The organism is Hydrogenophaga sp. PAMC20947, from assembly GCF_004795855.1.
Taxonomy (GTDB): domain Bacteria; phylum Pseudomonadota; class Gammaproteobacteria; order Burkholderiales; family Burkholderiaceae_C; genus Hydrogenophaga.
On the sequence record NZ_CP039252.1, the window covers coordinates 2,607,528 to 2,626,171 of the forward strand.

Consider the following 18,644-nt stretch of genomic DNA (forward strand, 5'->3'; position numbering starts at 1 on the left):
CTGTATTCCCGCCTTGGCCGACTCTCGAAGCACGAACCCTCAAAAGGATTCTGATTTGGCGTCGCGCCCCATCAAGGCCGCAACGGCTTGGGCGGGCTGTGTTTGCCCTTCCAGCAGAGCCACTACACCCTCACTGATGGGCATGTCCACACCCAGCGAGCGGGCCCGTTGCACCACGGTGCGGGCGCTGTAAACCCCTTCGGCCACATGGCCCAGCGAAGCCACTGCTTGATCCAGGCTCATGCCTTGGGCCAGCAGCTGGCCCACCTTGCGGTTGCGCGACAGGTCGCCGGTGGCGGTCAAGACCAGATCACCCAGACCCGAGAGCCCCATGAAGGTTTCGGCCTTGGCGCCCAGCGCCAGACCCAGGCGCGTCATTTCCGCCAAGCCCCGGGTCACCAGCGCGGCCCGGGCATTGAGGCCCAGATTCAGGCCATCACACAAGCCCGTCGCAATGGCCAACACGTTTTTCACCGCACCGCCGACTTCCACGCCCACTGTGTCGTCGTTGGCATAGATGCGCAATGTCGGACTGTGAAACGCCGCCACCAGCGCTTCTCGAACCGCCGGATGTTCGCTTGCGGCCACCAGAGCGGTCGGCTGCCCCCGGGCAACCTCTTGCGCAAAACTGGGTCCACTCAGCACTCCGGCAAGCAGTCGAGGTGCCACAGCACGGCAGACTTCGTGACCCAGCAAGCCCCATTCCGTGGCGCCGGGTCCTTGCGGCGATTCGAACCCTTTGCACAGCCACGCGACAGGCACGGTCAGCCCCTCAAGTTGGCCAAGCGTTGGGCGCAGGGCCGCCATCGGTGTGGCCACGATCACGACATCGGCACGACCCAACCAAAGCGCAGCGCGGTCCAGTGGCCCACTGACGACCGACAATTGGGCTGGGAAATCGGCGCCGTGCAAGTAGCGCTGATTGATGCGATTCGCCTGCATCTCTGCACATTGCGCGGCATCCCGCGCCCACAATGTGACGGGCTGACGCGACGCCGCACTGATGGCCAGCGCGGTTCCCCACGCACCCGCACCCAGCACCGCGATGTTCATCGTCGGGGGTCCGGGTAGAGCAGGTTACTGCGTGACAGTGGCTGCGGGCTCGCCGGCAGCCTGGGCCTGCTGCTGCTCGTACATCGCCTGGAAGTTGATCTCGGCGAGGTGCACAGGCGGGAACCCGCCACGCTGGATCAGATCGGCCACATTGCCACGCAGGTAGGGATAGACGATCTGTGGGCAGGCGATGCCCATGATGGGGCCCATCTGATCTTCAGGCAGGTTGCGGATCTCGAAGATGCCCGCTTGCTTGGCTTCGACCAGGAAAACAGTTTTGTCTTTGATCTTGGTCTGCACAGTGGCGGTCACGCAGATCTCGTACACACCTTCAGCCACTGGATTGGCTTCCACACCCAGTTGGATGTCCACGGAAGGCTGTTCCTGGTCCAGCAGGATAGCTGGGGAATTGGGCTGTTCCAGCGAGGCTTCCTTGAGGTAAACGCGCTGAATCTGGAAAGAGGGATCTTGGTCGGCCATGGTGTGCTTTCTAAAAAGTCGGAAAAACCAAGCCCGCCGGAGAAAAAACTCCCGCAGCGGGCACTGGCATGATTATCACAGCACCCGGCTGGGTGCCTCTGAGCCGCTCAGGCCTGCAACAACGGCACGAGGCCGCCGCGCGCGTCCAGCGCATGCAATTCGTCACAGCCCCCCACCAGCGTGTCGCCGATGAAAATTTGTGGAACGCTGGTGCGACCGGTGAGCTTGGTCATGTGAGCGCGCACTTCGGGTTGCCCGTCCACCACGATTTCTTCGAGGTCGCTCACACCGTGTTGCTGCAGCAAGGCTTTGGCCCGGCTGCAATATGGGCAGTAGTTGCTGGTGTACATCTTGACTGATGCCATGGGGAAATCTCCTCGGATGGTTTTCAGGTTTTCTCAATGGGCAGGCTGGCCGCGCGCCAGGCGCCGAGGCCACCCGACAGCGAGTGGGCATTTTCATAGCCCAGCTTTTTGGCCACGGCCACCGCGCGCTTGGAGCGGGCGCCCGACGCACACACAAGAATGACCGGGGTCGCCTTGTTCTTCACCATGCCAGACAGCTTGCCCTCAAGCTCGTCCAGGGGCAGGTGCTTGGCACCGGCAACGTGCCCGGCCTTGAACTCGTCAGCGCCGCACACGTCCACCACCACCGCCTTTTCGCGGTTGATGAGCAGCACAGCTTCATTGGCATTCAGCGAGCCCGCGCCCGCATTGCCGACAATGGCTGGCCACATCAGCATGGCCCCCGACAACACCGCCACGGCGATCAACATCCAGTTTTCTATTAAGAAACTCACAGGGTTTACCTTTCAGTTAAGCATGGGATTTTAGAATGTATGGCTGGCCTTCGCTGGCAAGCCGCCCGGTCGGGCGTGTCCCGACCCGATTTTTGTCCTCAACGCACACACGCTCCATGTACAAACTCGTCCTCATTCGCCACGGCGAATCCACCTGGAATCTGGAAAACCGCTTCACCGGCTGGACCGACGTAGACCTCACGCCCACCGGCGTTTCACAGGCGATGTCGGCCGGCAAGCTGCTCAAAGCCGAAGGTTGGGACTTTGATATCGCCTACACCAGCATGCTCAAGCGCGCCATCCACACGCTGTGGTACGTGCTCGATGAGATGGACCGCCCCTGGTTGCCCGTGGGAAAGCACTGGCGCCTCAACGAACGCCACTACGGTGCCCTGCAAGGCCTCAACAAGGGCGAAACGGCCAAACAATACGGTGACGATCAGGTGTTGTTGTGGCGTCGCAGCTACGACACCCCGCCGCCCGCCCTGGAGCCGACCGATTCCCGCAGCGAGCGCGGTGATCGCCGCTATGCGCGCCTCTCACAGGAAGACGTGCCCCTGACCGAATGTCTCAAAGACACGGTGGCCCGTGTGATCCCTTTCTGGGATGAAGTGCTGGGGCCAGCGATCAAGAGTGGCAAGCGGGTGGTGGTTTCGGCCCATGGCAATTCGATCCGTGCCCTGATGAAACATTTGGACGACGTTTCGGAGAAGGATATCGTCGGGCTGAACATTCCCAACGGCATTCCCTTGGTGTACGAGCTCGATGAGCACCTGAAGCCAATCCGCCACTACTACCTGGGTGATGCAGAAGCGGTCGCCAAGGCCGCCGCGGCCGTGGCAGCGCAAGGCAAAGGCTGAACCCGCGAAAATCAAGCGCCAACCGGGGTTTCGCATGGAACTGAATCCATTCCATGCACTCCTAGGTGTATATTGGTTCGCCACCAGCGCCCCAAATGGGGGTTTCTGGTGCTTTTGGGAACACATCAATGGGCAAGCAAGTGAGTCACAAGTTGAAAATTGCAGGTTGGATCGCCGTGGGCGCAGTGGCCGGGGCGCTGACGACAGTACAGCTCCAGGCCGTTGCCCGCAGCACCGTCGCGCCCTTGCCATTGGAAGAGCTGCAGCAGCTCGCGGCCGTATTTGGCATGGTCAAAAGCGACTACGTCGAGCCCGTGGACGAGAAAAAGCTCATTTCCGAAGCAATCTCCGGCATGGTCGCCAGCCTGGATCCGCACTCACAGTACTTCGACAAGAAGTCGTTCAAGGAATTCCGCGAAGGCACCAGCGGCCGCTTTGTGGGCGTGGGCATCGAAATCACCATGGAAGACGGCCTGGTCAAGGTGGTCTCTCCCATCGAGGACTCGCCGGCCTTCCGTGCCGGCCTGAAATCGGGCGATCTGATCACCAAGATCGACGACACAGCGGTCAAGGGCCTGAGCATCAACGATGCCGTCAAGCGCATGCGCGGCGAGCCCAAAACCAAAGTGCTGCTCACCATTTTCCGCAAAGACGAAAACCGCAGCTTTCCGGTCACGATCACCCGTGAGGAGATCAAGACCCAGAGCGTCAAGGCCAAGGAAATAGAAAAGGGCTATGTCTGGGTGCGCTTGTCGCAATTCCAAGATCGCACGGTGGAAGACTTCACCCGCAAGCTCGAGGCCATTTACAAAGCCAACCCGCAACTCAAGGGCCTTGTGCTCGACTTGCGCAACGATCCGGGTGGCCTGCTCGACGCAGCGGTGGCCATCTCGGCGGCATTCTTGCCTGAGAACGCCACCGTGGTATCCACCAACGGCCAGCTGGCGGACAGCCAGTCAATCTACACCGCTGCGCCCCAGCATTACCTGCGTCGCGGGGGACCAGACCCGATCAAACAATTGACCGATGCCACCAAAGGCATCTTCAAGACCTTGCCCATGGTCGTGCTGGTCAATGAGGGCTCAGCCTCGGCCAGTGAAATCGTGGCCGGCGCCTTGCAGGATCACAAACGCGCCAAGGTGCTGGGCAACCAGACCTTTGGAAAGGGGTCGGTGCAGACCGTGCGTCCGCTGGGCCCAGACACCGGCCTCAAGCTGACCACCGCCCGCTACTACACCCCTTCGGGCCGTTCGATCCAGGCCAAGGGCATCGTGCCCGACGTGATGGTCGATGAAACCGCTGAAGGCAACCTGTTTGCTGCATTGCGCACCCGCGAAGCCGATCTGTCCAAGCACCTGTCTGACGGCAAAGACGATGGCGCCAGCCACGCCATGACCGACGCCGAACGCGCCGCCGAACAGCAGCGCGACCGCGACCGCGAGCAGGCTCGCCTGCGCCTGGAAGAAGAAGCCAAGAAGAATCCAGGTCAACGCTTGGTGCCCGAATTTGGCAGCGAAAAAGACTTCCCCCTGCAGCAAGCCCTCAACCAGCTCAAAGGCAAGCCTGTCATGGTCAGCAAGACCTTGATCGAACGCGCGGAAGAAAAGAAAGAAAACTGAGCCAGAGCTGGTCAGGGGCTGCTCCGCTGGCCAGCAGCCCCAACTCCAACCCGTCACCGCTGTGAACGATCAGCAACTGCTGCGCTACTCCCGCCACATCCTGCTCGACGAACTGGGTATCGAAGGGCAGGAACGCCTGCTGGGCGCGCATGCACTGGTGATCGGGGCAGGTGGACTGGGTTCGCCCGTTGCGCTGTACCTCGGCAGTGCGGGTGTTGGCCAGATCACCTTGGTGGATCACGATCAGGTTGACGCCACCAACCTGCAGCGCCAGATCGCCCACACCCAGGCGCGCGTGGGCCAGGACAAAGCGGTTTCAGCAAGCCAGGCCATTGCAGCGATCAATCCCGACCTGGTGATCCACACCGTGGTGCAACGAGCCGACGCGGCATTGCTGGACAGACTCGTTCCTGGCGCCGACGTGGTCATCGACTGCACCGACAATTTCGCAACACGCCAAGCCATCAACCGCGCCTGTGTGGCCCACCGAAAGCCGCTGGTGTCGGGCGCAGCCATTCGCATGGATGGCCAACTGAGTGTTTATGATCCACGCGATCCGGCCTCCCCGTGTTATGCCTGCGTGTTCCCGGATGACAGCGCGGTTGAAGAAACACGCTGCGCCACCATGGGGGTGTTTGCACCCCTGGTCGGGATCGTCGGCACCATGCAAGCGGCAGAGGCCCTCAAGCTGCTGGCGGGGCTCGGCTCACGCCTCACAGGGCGTTTGCTGATGATCGATGCACGGGATATGGCCTTTACCCAGATCACCCTGCCCCGCCATGCCCATTGCGCGGTGTGCGCACCCTCCGCTCAGGCCTCAGCCTGATCAGCGCTGCGGGCAAGGCCCGTGGCGCTTGCGAAAATCGCCAGGCAGCTCGGGCTGAGCCTCACCAAACAAGCCTAGGCGCCGATCTCGCGCAACCGCTTCCTGATTGGCATAAGGCCCCATGTCGCGGCGCCACCGGTAAGACCAAGCCATTCCACGGTCCACCAGCCACCCAGCGACATCTTCCTGACCGAGGCTGAGCTTCACGAGCGCACGGCCATACCGGTCAAAACTGCGCTCGCGCACCGTCACCACCCGATCCATCACGCGCTGGCGCAAGGCGTCCCTGGCGGCAATGCCTCCGGCCTGGCAAATCTCGGGCGCATCAATCCCATCAATTCGCAGCTTGCGGTAGCGTCCACCTTCGACGGGCTGGACCCAAAGGGTGTCCCCATCGTGCACCCGGCTGACACGGGCCTCGTAGACCTCTTCCCCGGCATAGACCCCTGGGCTGATCAGCGAACAGCCAATGGCCACCAGCCATGCGAACGCACCCAGATGTGCCCAGCGCAGGGGCCTCACAGAAAATGGCGAAGAGAAATGATGCATCCGGGCAGTGTGCCCGGAAAAACGCACGACTTTGCAGTGTCGAAAACAGTCTTGTAACGACCTGCACCGACCACGAGGCTCAAATTGAACAGGGCACCACCGTCCCGCACACCCGCCAGACCATGCGCGCTGGATCGACCGCATCGAACGCCCCTCGGACAAGGGCGCGGTCCACGCCCATGCCAGACCCGCCTGCCCGCCCGTTCACCACCTTGGCGAGCCACTTCAGCCCGCGAGCAGTGCCTCCATCTGCCGCAAGCTGGCCACCGTTTTCAGGCAAGCTTCCGCCGCTTCGGTGCCCTTGACCGCAAAGTGCTGCCGGAAATACTTGCGATGCTCAGCGTGTTCGTGGAAATGGTGCGGCGTCAGCACGGCAGAGATCATGGGCACGCCAGTCTCCAACTGCACGTCCATCAAAGCCTGCACCACGGTCTGTGACACAAAGTCGTGCCGATAAATGCCCCCATCGACCACAAGCGCACTGCCCACCACCGCTGCGTAACGACCCGAGCGCGCCAGACGCTGGGCATGCAACGGGATCTCAAAGGCGCCAGGGACGTCGAACACGTCAATGGCATCGGCACCAAAGCCGGCCCGCGCCATGGCGTCAAAAAAGGCATCCCGTGCCTGGTGCACGATGTCGGCATGCCAAGCCGCTTCGACAAAAGCAAAACGCAGCGAATGCGGCAAATCCGCGGGAAGGGAAAGGGGTGTGGAAACTTCGGTCTGATTCATGGAGTCCTCAACGATCAGGAGGGGTTGCCAAAAAATCAGGGCGCACAAGCGCACACATGCGCGCGGCCGACGAATCGGCACGGCGGTGCCGTGGCTCGCGCTCTCTATCATCCGGACTGTCACCGTCGGTCCCGGGATCTCACCGGGTCTGCTGACCCCGCACAACATGGCGCCGTGCGGGCGCTCGCGGCACTCGTGCGGTCTTGTCGCCAAGCCGCCATCACCGCCGGTGGGGAATTGCACCCCGCCCTGAGAACGCTTTGCGCCCGGCCAAAACCGCCGAGCGCCCCGCATTGTAGGCAGACCCTTGAGCCCCCGGTGTCGCCAGGGATTCAGGCGGTGACGATCCACCCCTCCAGCGGATCAAAGTCGGGCAGGCCCCAGCGTGGATGACCGCTTAGGTGCTGCTGCAACGCCCAAGCGGCTTGCACCAGGCACAGCACGGCATCCAGTCGGTCTCCGGAAGGGTCATCGGCCAGATCGTCGCGCTGGGCATGGCTGAGCTTCAGGCGCAGGCTGGCAGCCTGCAGCAAGGGCGCACGCCCGGTCTCCAGCGCCTCGATCAGCGTTTTGCGTGCGATCAGGCGCTCGCTGGTCTGGCGTGCCTTGTCATCGGCCTTGTAAGACAACTTGCCCAAAACACTGCGAGCGAGCAACCCTGGATAGGCTTCGAGCGCGATGCGGTCCGGATCCCCCTCATGCAAGCCGGGCAAACTCACACCTGCTTCGAGCAAAAGCGGAACACCGGCATGCAACATGAACGCCACCGGTGGATTGACCCACTTCATGCTGGGGCTTGAGCCGGCGGGGCCATCGGTGGCCCGGTGGGCAAACTTGCCTCCCACCGGGCGCGAATCGCAGAAGGCCGCAAAGCGGGCCCGAATGGTCTCGCGGCTCAAGGCCCCGTATTGACGGATGCAAGGCAACCAGTCAGTAGGCCAACCCAGACTGGTCACCAACTCACGCGGCAAGCCAAATGGCAAGTCGAAGCCTCCCACCCAAGGCACAGCATCGGTCTGCTGCAAACGCTTTTGCCAGCCGTTCAAATCTTCAAAGACCTCCAGCGTTTGCAGCACCACCCGCCCACGGTCAATGCGGCCTACGGCGAGCGTGATCGGTTTGCGGCGCGAGGGCGCGCTGGTGAAATCGCAACCCAGCAACTCAAAGGCACTTTCTGTCATATTTAAAAATGGTGTTCAACACCCACCGTTACCCCAGGCCCAAAGCCACCACGCCGCAGGCAATCAAAACAGCGCCCAGCAGACGGGAGGTGCGCGCTCCCTCCCCCAACAAATGCCCGCCGATCAGCGCAGCAAACAACATCGACACTTCCCGCGCCGGCGCCACATGCGACAAAGGCGCCGTTTGCATGGCGTACAACACCAGCACATAGGCCACCGGACTGAACACCGCCACCACCAGGGCATAGCGCCATTGCAGCAACCACAAAGACCAGGCAACAGGCCGATCACGCAGCACCGTTGGCGCCAGCAAGGCCACGCGCACAAAATTGCTCATGTAGTCCACCAAAATGGGCGACATCAGGGCCCACTTGACCGCATACCCGTCCACCACGGTGTACGACGCGATCAGCGCTCCCGTCAACAACCCGTAGAACACACCCTGACGCACCCGCTCGCGTGAAACCGGATCGTGCGCCTTGCGCCACAAGCCCGGCCCACCGGCAATCAGGAAAACGCCGCCCACCACGCCAACGATGCCAGCCAACCCCAGCGCAGATATCTGCTCCCCCAGAAAGACAATGGCCACCATCGATGACAACAAGGGGCCAGAACCCCGCGCCAAGGGGTAGACCACCGTGAGATCGGCTTTGCGGTACCCGCGCAACAAAACCACAAAATACAGCACGTGCAAGAGTCCGCCAACCAACACCAGGCCCCACTCGTTGGTGCCCCAGCGAGGCAGCTCATTGCGACCCAGCCACCAGCCCAGGGGCGCCCACAGCACCATCATGAAAAAGGCGGTGAAAAATGCAAAGCGCGCGTCGCCCGCGGCCTTCTTGGCCACGATATTCCAGCCTGCATGGATCAGGCCGGCCACCACGATGAGAGCAAATGCCGCAGGCGTCACCGAAGATCAGCGCAAAAAAACCGCAGACCCCTGACCAGAGGCTGCGGTCGATGTGGTGTGGTCAGCTGGGTCAGGCCCGGCCAATGATGCTGGCGGTGGCCATCAACTCTTCCAACAAAGCCAGGGACACAAGGCCTGAAACACCGTAAGGATCAAACTCCGGACGCTCAGAGTATTTCAACACGACGGACGTGTTGAGCTTGGAGAGGTTGACCTGGCCCATGGTCCATCCACCGAAGCGGCGCTCGGTGATTTCCTCGTAATGCAGCAACACCACATCGGTGTGCCGCTGATCGGCTGCGATGTGGTTGTACAACGCATTGACAGCCATCCTGCCACCTTCAATTGCCTGCAGAAATACGCTCCCGCCGTAACACAGCACGCCGGTAATACCGTTGCCCATGTTGTGCGAACGCGATGTTTCCAGAATGGATTCAATGGCTTTGGAGCAGTCTTTATCGACGGCACGGCTGACATAGAGCAGGCGAACGAGCATGGTGGTTGACGTTAATTAGTTTTTACGGGGGATGAGCGAGAGGAATTCGCGCCGCAAGTTGGGGTCTTTCAAAAACACACCGCGCATGACCGAGTTGATCATCTTGCTGTCCATGTCTTTCACACCACGCCAGGCCATGCAATAGTGGCTGGCCTCCATGACAATGGCCAGACCATCGGGCTGTGTTTTTTCCTGAATCAGGTCGGCCAGCTGCACTACAGCCTCTTCCTGTATTTGTGGTCGCCCCATGATCCATTCAGCCAGGCGCGCGTACTTGGACAAACCGATCACATTGGTGTGCTCGTTGGGCATGATGCCGATCCAGACCTTGCCGATGACCGGACAGAAATGGTGGCTGCAAGCGCTACGCACCGTGATCGGGCCCACAATCATCAGCTCATTCAGGTGCTCGGCATTGGGAAACTCAGTGACCGCCGGCCCCGTCACGTAGCGGCCGTTAAAGACCTCCTTGAGGTACATCTTGGCCACTCTGCGCGCGGTGTTGCCGGTGTTGTGATCGTTTTCCAGATCAATCACCATGCTGTCCAGCACACCCTGCATCTTGACGGTCACTTCGTCGAGCAGCAAATCCAGCTCGCCGGGTTGAATGAACTCAGCGATGTTGTCGTTGGAGTGAAAGCGGTGGCGCGCGGCCTTGATACGCTCTCGGATCTTGACCGACACGGGTACACCATGGTCGTCATCGGGTGGGCCAGCTTGGGTCATGTCGCCTTCGGTTTTCATCAGCATGACGAATGCTAACACCGGCCTTCAATAACCGGAATAACGGGACAAAACCTGGGGGCATGTGGAAACCATTGCGCGCCTGCAGGCGTTAGTAGCGGTGTCCGGACACAAACAGCATGGCCCGCATCAACCCAAAGGCAATCCTGTCCAGTACACGCTGTTGCCAAGGCCGCGCGCTAAGGGCCTGGGCATCAATGGGAGATCCTTCATGGTTGACCAGGACATCAAGGCGCTTGTGCAGCATGTTGGCAAACCGGCGATCCGTGCTCAACACGTTGGCTTCCCGGGCCAGCAAAAGGGACAGCGGGTCCAGGTTGGTCGAGCCCACGGTGGCCCAACAGCGGTCAACAACGGCCACCTTGGCATGCAATGCACTGGGGGCGTATTCGTGGATGTCGATCCCGGCATCCACCAGCGCTTGGTACACCGGGCGTGCCGCGTGATACTGGAAGAAGTTTTCATACCGTCCCTGCAACAACAGGCGCACCCGAACACCTCGATTCGCCGCGTGCGTCAGCGCACGGCGCAGCTTGCCGCCCGGTACGAAATAAGCGTTGGCGATCACGATCTCATGACGCGCTTCACCGATGGCCTTCAAGTAAGCGCGCTCGATATCGTGACGATGGCCCACGTTGTCGCGCAACACCAGCGCAGCGATCGCGCCGTCCACTCCGTTGAGCACGGGTGAGTCAGGCGCCGACAGGCGCCAAGGCATGGCCTGAGCGAACTCAGACGTCAGATGGGAAAAATCACCCAAGGGCAAGGTTTCACGCAAGGCATGCCAGGCCGACCTGAACTCGCGCTGGCGCGCCTTGCGCACGGCCTGCAACCGCCACCACAGCTGCTCCATGCTCTCAACCATGTCATCCACCAATGGACCGATTACCCGCAAGGAAAAATCCAGCCTCGGCACGCTCAAGCGCCCCAAGGCGCCATCTTCCAGGTCGTCAATGATGTTGATGCCGCCACAAAAGCCCACGGTTTCGTCGACCACACACAGTTTTCGGTGCAGTCGGCGCCATCGGCTGGGAATCAACAACCCAAGGCGTCCCAGCGGAGAGTACACATGCCATTTGACGCCCGAGGCCTGGAAGCGGGCCTGCCATTCGGTGGGCACACTGGGTGTTCCGACACCGTCAACCACCAGACGCACCAGCACCCCGCGCCGGGCGGCGCGCTCCAATGCTTCAGCGACACCGATAGCCGAACCGGCGAAGTCAAAAATATAGGTCTCCAGGTGAACCACGCGCCGCGCAGCATCCATGGCCTCGACCAATGCCGGGAACAGCGCCGAGCCGCCCTCCAGAAGCAGGAGTTGATGTCCACCGTGTGTGGTCCAGCCACCGCCGCGCAGCTTCCAGGGAGAACGACGGCGCGCCATCAGCGTCAAAACTCCAGCTCGGCGATCAAGGGCAAATGATCCGACATACGCGACCAGGCCCGCCCATGAGGCACATGCGCAGACACAGGGCGCAGGCCCCGAACGTAAATGCGATCCATATGCAAAAGCGGCAAGCGGGACGGGTAGGTAGGCAACCTCAGCCCGTCAAAAGTGCTCAGGTCCAGGGCGGCCATGGGTTTGAGCAATTTGGCCCCCCAGTCATTGAAGTCACCGGCCACGATCAAAGGGGCCGAGCCAGGGACTTCGCGCGCAAGGTACGCACCCAGACGCTGAACCTGGCGCTCGCGACTGGCATGAATGAGCCCAAAATGCACCACGATCACATGCACATCCTGACCTTCCACCAACAACTGGGCGTGCAACAGGCCCCGCTGTTCAAACCGGTGGTCTGATACATCGGAATGGCGAATGTCCATCACGGGCCAGCGCGACAACAAGGCGTTGCCATGCTCTCCATGCTTGGTCACGGCGTTGGTTCGGTACACCGACTCATAACCCTCAGGCGACAGGTAACCCGCCTGGTCCAGATCCGGCCAGCGGGTGAAGGATTTCTCGAACTTCTTGTGGTGTCGCCGCACTTCCTGCAGGCAAACAATGTCCGCATCAAATTGCTCCACCGCATGGCCCAGGTTGTGGATCTCAAGGCGGCGGGACGGGCCAAGGCCCTGGACACCCTTGTGGATGTTGTAAGTGGCAACGCGCAGAATGCTCATGGGTGCAATAGTCGCATGTTGCGAGTCGAAATTGGTGGGGTACTTGCAGTGCCCAATGGGAACTGTCTCACAAGGTCAAAAACCGCTTTCCCGCACAAGAATAGAGGCCATTCGACGGAACACGCTGGTCAGAATCGACTCCTTTTCCCCTTCGATGCGCACCCTCACTGGCGCAGCCTGGCGCGTTGGCAGGGGTGCGTCCAGCGCCACCCTCACGCGGAACAGCGCATCCCGGACCACCGCTGTCTTGTCAGCGCCCGGATGAGCGGTGTCGCTCACGGTTGCGATCGGTCCACCATGGGTGGCATCCAGACTGAAGGTGGGCAACACGGTGGTGCGGGACACGTCGATGGCATCAATTCGACCATCGACCCAGGTTTGTGGCCCGGCCAACAGGCGAATGCGCGCCTCCTGGCCCACCCGGATCCGATTCAGGTCTTCCTCAGCGATGTACACGTCAACCACCCACAGGCCGGGATCGATCAACATGGCCAGAGGCTCGCGTGATTTCACCCAGACCCCCGGCGCCAATCCATGGTCGATGTCATGCAGCTCGCCATCAAATGGCGCGCGCAAAGTCAGGCGCGCAAGCTCGTCCACACTGGCCTGCGCTTCAGCTTCGAAAAAAGCTTTCTGCGAAGTCAGCAACTGGCGCTGCGCTTCGCCATCAGGCAAGCCCATGAGGCCAGCGATCTGGCTCTCGCGCGCCTGGGCCAATTGCTGCGACCGGCCTTGGGCGATCGAAAGAATGGATGAATCCAGCACAAACAGCACCTCTCCAGCCTTGAACGAGCGCTGGGTCGGCACCTGCACCAGCTGGGCCGCAAAGGGCGCATACACGGGCTGCTGGTCTCCAGCATGAGTCCAGCCATAGCCGCCGACCCGGCTGCTGAACGGGAACACCAGCCACAAGACAAACAAGATCAGCAACCCGACCATGGTCCATCGTCGACGTGTTGTGACCTCCCCTTTGCGCTCTTTCCACACCATCAGCTCCTTGTAGACCGGTCGGCCAATGAACCACACCAGCTCCAGGCACATCAACACGATACCCAGTGACTTGAAAAAGAAGTGGTACACCAGCAAGGCAATACCGATGAACACCGTCAACCGGTACAACCAGGTGAAGAGTGCAAAACCTATCAAGGCGCGGCGCTTGGCCGGACTGAAACTCTCGGTCCAGGGATCCTTGACACCGAGAACGGTCCGGCGCAGCCAGTTCCGCGCCAGCGCACTTGAACGTCCATGGAGGTTGGGCAAGTCCAGCAAGTCGCTGAATACGAAGTACCCATCAAACCGCATGAACGGGCTGGCATTGACGGCCAACGTCAGCACCCAGCTGGTCGTGGCCAGAAAGAACAGTCCGTTGCGGAAGGCACCATCCGGGGCCAGGCTCCACAGCAACGTCGCCACGCTGGCCAGTGCCAGCTCGACGGCGACCCCCGCGCTCGCGATCGCCAGCCTGTGCCTGGAATTTTTCAAACGCCAGCTCTCGCCCGTGTCGGTGTACAACATGGGAAACATCACCAGGAAAGCAACGCCCATGTGCGCGACCCGCACGCCATAGTGCGTCGCCACCAGCGCATGGCCGAGTTCATGAACGGTTTTGGCCAACAGCAAGGCCACCATGTACCCCAGCACACCGTTCCAGGTGAGGTTGTCCACCAGGGTATGGGTGAACACATCCCATTGGCGAGACACCAGATAGATCCCCAGCAGCGCGATAGAGACGATCAACGCAGTCACCGTGGGCATGTGCATGCGTTCCAGCCATGGCTGTTGACGAGCCAGCCAGGCCTGGGGCCGCACCAGTGGTACCCGAAAGAACAGGTAACTGTGGACCAACCACTCCAAAAATGACCGCTTTTGTTGTTGCTTGCGACCGAGCGCCCGAGCCACATCCGTGGGCTGGTCCAGGCGCAACAGTTGGTTCTCCGAGAGAAACACCATCAATCGCCGAACGTCGTCCAACGTGACATTCAGTGGCGTTTGCTCATTGACCGTCTCCACCAATACCGCAGCATCGCAGGCGGCCCAATGCACCAGCAGTTCAAAGTCCAACCAGCCAATGCGAAAGAAACGGTTGCTGACCGGGTCCTGAATCACCCATGCGGGTGTTCCATCTTCATTGGGTGACCCTGGGAACAGGATCAGCTCATCCCGAATTCTTGGGAGCAGTACGGGTTTGGGGGCCGGCGCGGGCAGTCGCTCGGGCAGCGGCATGGTGCCCGAAAGCGTCATAGCCCGGTCCACTCCCGAACCGTTGCCATCGGGCGGCGAAACAAGTAGTAGCCCAGCATGACCCAGTCGCCTGATATGCGTGCCGTGCCACGCAGGCCAATGCGGGGGAGTTCGGTGCCTTCATCGAACGCGGCCCTCAAACGGTAGGACGCTACGCTTTCAGGACTGAGAGAGGCCTGGTAACTGGCCTCGATCAGCTTGCCTACCCGCGGGCTCAGAGGTTCGGTGTGCAAGAACAAACGAACAGGTGCGTCAAGCTCCAGATTGATCGCATCGGCCACCGACAACCACACCAGGATGCCACCATCTTCGGGTTGTGCCAGCTGCATGACGCGTTCACCCGTCTGCACCGGGCGACCCAGCCAGTCATTGGCATCGGCAAAGATGACCACCCCGTCGCGCTCAGCGCGAATTTCGACGCGTGAGGCCTGAGCGTTCACCGAAGCGAGTTCGGCTTCTTTTTCACGAACCCGCCCCAACGCCGCCGCCACCTCACCTTTGCTCTTGTTGTCATCAAAGGCCCGCTGCTGTGCGTTGTGCGCATCTGCCTTGGCCACTTCAAGCGATTTGAGCGCGACCTGCTGCCGGTTCAACAGCGGCGAATCATCCAGGGAAAATAACAGATCGCCCGTCTTCACGCGTGCATTGGGCGCTACGGCAAAAGAGCCCACCACACCATCTTGCGGTGCTGTGACGGCCGTGGCATTGAGTGCGATCACCTCAGCCGGTGCCAGAACCGACAGGCGCACAGGGATCAACATGCCCAAAGACACAGCCACGAGTGCAATCCAGCGGTTTCGCTTTTTGAACAACTGGTGGGCACTGAACCAAGACTGGCGAAGCGCTTTGCCCAGTGCAGCGTGGCAGTAACTGTATGTGGTGTGCAAACGCAGCACAGCGCCCACGTCGGTCTCGTCCCACTCCGTTTCGCGGGCGTACATCGCCATGCCCTGCACGCCACCCGTCGCGGTGCGAATCGGGACCAATAGAAGGTGGTCAGGCAGCCACTCTTCCCATTGCTCCGCGTCCTGCTCGGACGCGTTCTCAAAGTCCAGCCGGTGGGTGGCCCCATCGCGGGGAAACTTCTGTGCGAACTGGGTCAGCCAGACGGCAAAGGGGGAATCATTCGTCACGCTGACGAGGCCCGATGCCGCCACCAGGCGGAACCGGTCACCCTCCAGCTCAAACAGAGCTGCCTGGCGGTAGGGCGTCAACGCATGGGTTTCGTTGACGATCGTGAATCGAAGGGCTTCGAGTGTCGGGGCTTCGAGGGCTCTGGCTTCGATCTGCAGCAAAGTGCCCAGATCAGAGGCGTTACTCATGAATGGAACTCAAGGCATGCCAGTGAAACGGGCCACACCACTCATACCTGGCAACAGGTCATTGTGTTGTTTCAGCATGGCGGCCTCCAGCTCGATGGTTTGGCTGACGGGGTCGACACGGCTGTTGATCCTGCGCACTTTGGCCGGATAACTCTGCCCGGTCTCATCGATCACCACTTCAAACCGCTGGTCCATCTTCAATTCTGAGATCCAGCGGGAGGGCACATTGAGTTTCAAGAGCAACACGCCATTGCGAACCAGATCCAGCAAGGGCTGCCCAGCCGTCACCGTCATATGGCTGCGCACATGCAAATTCGCAGTACGGCCACTCCACGGCGCACGGATGGAGCACTGCCCGATCTGAAACTGGTACAGGTCGTTCTGAGCCTTGGACTTGGCCACCGCTGCAGCCGCCAGTGAGACCTCCAGATCGCTGGCCTGCTCCAACCCTTGCATGCGCAACTTGGCTTCATACTGATCCGTCGCGCCGGCCAGCTCGGCCTTGGCCATGGCGAGTCTGGCCTGTGGTTCACCACAATCCAGCGACACCAAGATCTGACCTTCCCGAAACGGCAGGCCCAAGCCAACCCTCAAAGCGTCAATCTTGCCGGGCACCGGACTGGCCAGGGTGGTCTCACCACCCGGGAGCACCAGCACCCTCACCGATTCCGACGTCGCCGCTTGGGCAGGTTTCGCCGGAAGGGAGATGGCGTTGGGCGCACGTGGCGCCGCGGTTTGGGCCCAGGCGGGCAAAGCCAGTGAGCCCAGCAGCGCAATAGCGCTGGCGGTGCGCCACGAAGTGGATTTCAGCATGTCAGTCAACATTCAACCAGGTTTTGATATCGCCAAGATTGGCATTCAAGGCAGCCACAAGGCTGGACTCGTACACCGAAGTGCGTGAGTTCGTGGGAATGGTAGTCGCAAACTGGGCCTGTTGCTTGTGGCCGGCTTCGTCGGTCACTTTCACGGTCCAGGTGGCTCTTTCAAGGCCATTCTGGCCCGCTGACTCAAAAGCCAAGGTCATGGGTTGGGCGTCATTGCTGTCCGTGGTCTTGATCTCATGGCGCGCGAAGAGCTCCGTCACCAGCGCCTTCATGCGAACCTTCTGGACCGGATCCTGGATGCCCGCGAGTTGCACATTGACGGTGGCCACACGGCCAAAGAGATTGGACGACAGGCTGAAGGCATCTTTTTCGGAAGCCTGCAGGTGAGTACGCACACGCTGCGTCAGCGTAGGCAGGTCGTTGGCTTCAAAATCATCGGCAATCGGATCAAATCCCAATGTGTTGTAAAGACGGCCAAACGCGATGTGTGCGTTGGCATAGGCATTGGCGCGCTGATAGGCGCCCAATACGGCTCGGGCCTGGGTGCGAATCGCTTCGAGCTCGCTCTCCAGCTTGGCCGACACAGATGCCTTTGTGTAGGCGGCCAGACGGGTATCGACCTGAGAGGCTTCATCAGCCAATTTGAAATCTTCGAGCGCCATACGGTAGCGTTCCACGCTCACCCGGGTCTGGGTCAAGATGGCCATGGACAAGGCCATGCGGCGCGCGTCGTCCGTTTGCTCCTGGTACTTCTGCGCATCCTTGAGCGAAGGCAACGCGACCAGACGCATCAGGTTCCAAGCCATGCTTACACCACCTTCGGACCAGGCGTTGTTGAACAGGAGGTTATTGGAGTCGTGTTGACGACCGTAGTTGAGGGTAATGCCGGGCAACATGCCCAACAGCTGTTTGCGGGCTTCATCGGCCGTGATGCGCTTGCGAAAATCTTCTTCACGCAATTCCGGGCGCTGCAGCAAAGCCATGTCTTCCAGTTTGGCAATTTCCTTGGGCGCTGCCGGCAAGGCCGTCTCTTTGGCTTCTGCCAGGTTGAAATCCGTACCTCCGGGCACGTTCATCAAAGCGGCGAGCTCGCGCTTGGCAAACTCCAGGTCTTGACGCCTCTGGTTCAGAAGCGTCGTCGCGTCCAGCAGGGCGCGTTGATACGCCAACGCCACACCTGGTGGAATGATTTTTTGCGTTTCGGCTTCACGTGAGCGCGACAGAGCGAGTGATGCACGCTCAACGATGTCGTCAGCCTGGGTGTTGAGACGCTGCGCGCCCAGCGCACGCCAATAAGCAGCTCGTACGTCCTGCAACAGGTTCTGGACCACTTTGCGACGGCGCTCCTCTGCGATCAAGAACTGATCCCCTTGCTGGCGTGCGCGGTAATAGGACACACCAAAGTCCAGCGCGTTCCAGGAAAACTCGATCCCCCGCAGCGAGCGCGAGCGCTCGTCAGATGATGTTGGGCGGGTAGACACTTCGCCATCCAGAATCCCGATGCTGGTGCCACCCGCGTAATTGCTGCGATCGCGGTAACCCGCTGAGGCGACCATCTGCGGCAGCATGTCGTAACTGGCGTAATCGGTCAGGCCCAAGGCAAGCGCCGACTCCATCTTTTTGAGGCGGTAGTCCAGGTTGTACTTGAGCGAGCGTGCGACCGCCTCTTCCAAACTGATTGGCGCTGTGATTGGCGCCTGATTCAGGTACATCTTCGACGTGTCATTCTGGACGCGTTGTTGCACCTCTTCTGGCGTGATCGCCTTGGGTGCAACGGTACAGCCCGCCATCACTGCTGCCACAGCCATCACCACCAAGCTGCGGGGAAGTAGACCCGCAGCGGGGAGGCTTTTTTTTGTGTTCTGGTTCATGTTCATATCCTAGGAA

Annotated in this window: 19 protein-coding genes and 1 riboswitch; of the genes, 3 read left to right on the forward strand and 16 right to left on the reverse strand. The window is 60.8% G+C overall.

Annotated elements, in window-relative coordinates; all coding sequences use genetic code 11:
• Positions 1-39: 39 nt before the first annotated feature.
• From E5678_RS11785 to E5678_RS11800, 4 genes are all read right to left on the reverse strand, one after another.
• Positions 40-1,053, reverse strand: coding sequence for an NAD(P)H-dependent glycerol-3-phosphate dehydrogenase (locus E5678_RS11785; RefSeq protein WP_136178706.1), 1,014 nt, complete (start codon positions 1,051-1,053; stop codon positions 40-42).
• 24 nt (positions 1,054-1,077) lie between these two features.
• On the reverse strand, positions 1,078-1,533 hold the full coding sequence (gene secB, locus E5678_RS11790) for a protein-export chaperone SecB (RefSeq protein WP_136178707.1): 456 nt from the start codon (positions 1,531-1,533) through the stop codon (positions 1,078-1,080).
• Positions 1,534-1,640: 107 nt separating this feature from the next.
• Entirely contained in the window at positions 1,641-1,898 is a 258-nt protein-coding gene (gene grxC, locus E5678_RS11795; RefSeq protein WP_136178708.1) for a glutaredoxin 3, read from the reverse strand.
• 23 nt (positions 1,899-1,921) lie between these two features.
• Positions 1,922-2,332, reverse strand: coding sequence for a rhodanese-like domain-containing protein (locus tag E5678_RS11800; RefSeq protein ID WP_136178709.1), 411 nt, complete (start codon positions 2,330-2,332; stop codon positions 1,922-1,924).
• Between the two features lie 116 nt (positions 2,333-2,448).
• Here E5678_RS11800 and gpmA point away from each other — a divergent pair, with 116 nt between their 5' ends.
• The 3 genes from gpmA to E5678_RS11815 all read left to right on the forward strand — a co-directional run bounded on the left by gpmA (position 2,449) and on the right by E5678_RS11815 (position 5,637).
• Positions 2,449-3,192, forward strand: a complete 744-nt coding sequence (gpmA, locus tag E5678_RS11805; protein ID WP_136178710.1) for a 2,3-diphosphoglycerate-dependent phosphoglycerate mutase — start codon at positions 2,449-2,451, stop codon at positions 3,190-3,192.
• Positions 3,193-3,332: 140 nt separating this feature from the next.
• Complete coding sequence (locus tag E5678_RS11810; protein ID WP_136180745.1) at positions 3,333-4,811, forward strand: S41 family peptidase; 1,479 nt, start codon at positions 3,333-3,335, stop codon at positions 4,809-4,811.
• A 61-nt stretch (positions 4,812-4,872) separates the two neighbouring features.
• Entirely contained in the window at positions 4,873-5,637 is a 765-nt protein-coding gene (locus tag E5678_RS11815; protein WP_136178711.1) for a HesA/MoeB/ThiF family protein, read from the forward strand.
• Here the strand turns inward: E5678_RS11815 and E5678_RS11820 are convergent, their stop codons facing one another.
• The 12 genes from E5678_RS11820 to E5678_RS11875 all read right to left on the reverse strand — a co-directional run bounded on the left by E5678_RS11820 (position 5,638) and on the right by E5678_RS11875 (position 18,628).
• The gene (locus tag E5678_RS11820; protein WP_136178712.1) at positions 5,638-6,186 is read right to left on the reverse strand and encodes a thermonuclease family protein; all 549 of its coding nucleotides are present in this window, start codon (positions 6,184-6,186) and stop codon (positions 5,638-5,640) included.
• A 225-nt stretch (positions 6,187-6,411) separates the two neighbouring features.
• Positions 6,412-6,921: a 6,7-dimethyl-8-ribityllumazine synthase gene (locus tag E5678_RS11825; RefSeq protein ID WP_136178713.1), complete on the reverse strand. Its 510-nt coding sequence runs from the start codon at positions 6,919-6,921 to the stop codon at positions 6,412-6,414.
• Positions 6,922-7,016: 95 nt separating this feature from the next.
• Positions 7,017-7,182: riboswitch (FMN riboswitch) on the reverse strand.
• Between the two features lie 71 nt (positions 7,183-7,253).
• Positions 7,254-8,102, reverse strand: coding sequence for a DUF429 domain-containing protein (locus E5678_RS11830; protein ID WP_136178714.1), 849 nt, complete (start codon positions 8,100-8,102; stop codon positions 7,254-7,256).
• A 28-nt stretch (positions 8,103-8,130) separates the two neighbouring features.
• Positions 8,131-9,012 carry an EamA family transporter gene (locus E5678_RS11835; protein WP_136178715.1) on the reverse strand — a complete coding sequence of 294 codons (882 nt, stop codon included), beginning with the start codon at positions 9,010-9,012 and terminating at the stop codon, positions 8,131-8,133.
• A gap of 70 nt (positions 9,013-9,082) precedes the next feature.
• Positions 9,083-9,508, reverse strand: a complete 426-nt coding sequence (locus tag E5678_RS11840; protein ID WP_136178716.1) for a BLUF domain-containing protein — start codon at positions 9,506-9,508, stop codon at positions 9,083-9,085.
• 15 nt (positions 9,509-9,523) lie between these two features.
• Positions 9,524-10,258: a GTP cyclohydrolase I gene (gene folE, locus E5678_RS11845; RefSeq protein ID WP_136178717.1), complete on the reverse strand. Its 735-nt coding sequence runs from the start codon at positions 10,256-10,258 to the stop codon at positions 9,524-9,526.
• Positions 10,259-10,343: 85 nt separating this feature from the next.
• Positions 10,344-11,636, reverse strand: a complete 1,293-nt coding sequence (gene clsB / locus E5678_RS11850) for a cardiolipin synthase ClsB (RefSeq protein ID WP_136178718.1) — start codon at positions 11,634-11,636, stop codon at positions 10,344-10,346.
• Positions 11,637-11,641: 5 nt separating this feature from the next.
• Positions 11,642-12,370 (reverse strand): endonuclease/exonuclease/phosphatase family protein, encoded by a 729-nt coding sequence (locus E5678_RS11855; protein WP_136178719.1) that lies wholly within the window; start codon positions 12,368-12,370, stop codon positions 11,642-11,644.
• Between the two features lie 75 nt (positions 12,371-12,445).
• Complete coding sequence (locus E5678_RS11860; protein WP_247596757.1) at positions 12,446-14,611, reverse strand: HlyD family efflux transporter periplasmic adaptor subunit; 2,166 nt, start codon at positions 14,609-14,611, stop codon at positions 12,446-12,448.
• Positions 14,608-15,933: an HlyD family efflux transporter periplasmic adaptor subunit gene (locus E5678_RS11865; protein ID WP_136178720.1), complete on the reverse strand. Its 1,326-nt coding sequence runs from the start codon at positions 15,931-15,933 to the stop codon at positions 14,608-14,610. Before E5678_RS11865 ends, E5678_RS11860 begins: the two co-directional genes overlap by 4 nt.
• Before the next feature lie 9 nt (positions 15,934-15,942).
• Entirely contained in the window at positions 15,943-16,746 is an 804-nt protein-coding gene (locus tag E5678_RS11870) for an efflux RND transporter periplasmic adaptor subunit (protein WP_168708551.1), read from the reverse strand.
• A 1-nt stretch (position 16,747) separates the two neighbouring features.
• A complete protein-coding gene (locus tag E5678_RS11875) occupies positions 16,748-18,628 on the reverse strand; it encodes a TolC family protein (RefSeq protein ID WP_247596758.1) in 1,881 nt (626 codons plus the stop codon).
• Between the last annotated feature and the right edge of the window lie 16 nt (positions 18,629-18,644).

Excerpts from the sequence above, each read along its gene's own strand:
- E5678_RS11830 (WP_136178714.1), bottom strand. The coding sequence starts at position 8,102 with ATGACAGAAAGTGCCTTTGAGTTGCTGGGTTGCGATTTCACCAGCGCG.
- secB (WP_136178707.1), bottom strand. The coding sequence starts at position 1,533 with ATGGCCGACCAAGATCCCTCTTTCCAGATTCAGCGCGTTTACCTCAAG.
- E5678_RS11820 (WP_136178712.1), bottom strand. The coding sequence starts at position 6,186 with ATGCATCATTTCTCTTCGCCATTTTCTGTGAGGCCCCTGCGCTGGGCA.
- grxC (WP_136178708.1), bottom strand. The coding sequence starts at position 1,898 with ATGGCATCAGTCAAGATGTACACCAGCAACTACTGCCCATATTGCAGC.
- E5678_RS11855 (WP_136178719.1), bottom strand. The coding sequence starts at position 12,370 with ATGAGCATTCTGCGCGTTGCCACTTACAACATCCACAAGGGTGTCCAG.
- E5678_RS11825 (WP_136178713.1), bottom strand. The coding sequence starts at position 6,921 with ATGAATCAGACCGAAGTTTCCACACCCCTTTCCCTTCCCGCGGATTTG.
- E5678_RS11870 (WP_168708551.1), bottom strand. The coding sequence starts at position 16,746 with ATGCTGAAATCCACTTCGTGGCGCACCGCCAGCGCTATTGCGCTGCTG.
- E5678_RS11785 (WP_136178706.1), bottom strand. The coding sequence starts at position 1,053 with ATGAACATCGCGGTGCTGGGTGCGGGTGCGTGGGGAACCGCGCTGGCC.
- E5678_RS11860 (WP_247596757.1), bottom strand. The coding sequence starts at position 14,611 with ATGACGCTTTCGGGCACCATGCCGCTGCCCGAGCGACTGCCCGCGCCG.
- E5678_RS11875 (WP_247596758.1), bottom strand. The coding sequence starts at position 18,628 with ATGAACCAGAACACAAAAAAAAGCCTCCCCGCTGCGGGTCTACTTCCC.
- E5678_RS11865 (WP_136178720.1), bottom strand. The coding sequence starts at position 15,933 with ATGAGTAACGCCTCTGATCTGGGCACTTTGCTGCAGATCGAAGCCAGA.
- folE (WP_136178717.1), bottom strand. The coding sequence starts at position 10,258 with ATGCTGATGAAAACCGAAGGCGACATGACCCAAGCTGGCCCACCCGAT.
- gpmA (WP_136178710.1), top strand. The coding sequence starts at position 2,449 with ATGTACAAACTCGTCCTCATTCGCCACGGCGAATCCACCTGGAATCTG.
- E5678_RS11840 (WP_136178716.1), bottom strand. The coding sequence starts at position 9,508 with ATGCTCGTTCGCCTGCTCTATGTCAGCCGTGCCGTCGATAAAGACTGC.
- clsB (WP_136178718.1), bottom strand. The coding sequence starts at position 11,636 with ATGGCGCGCCGTCGTTCTCCCTGGAAGCTGCGCGGCGGTGGCTGGACC.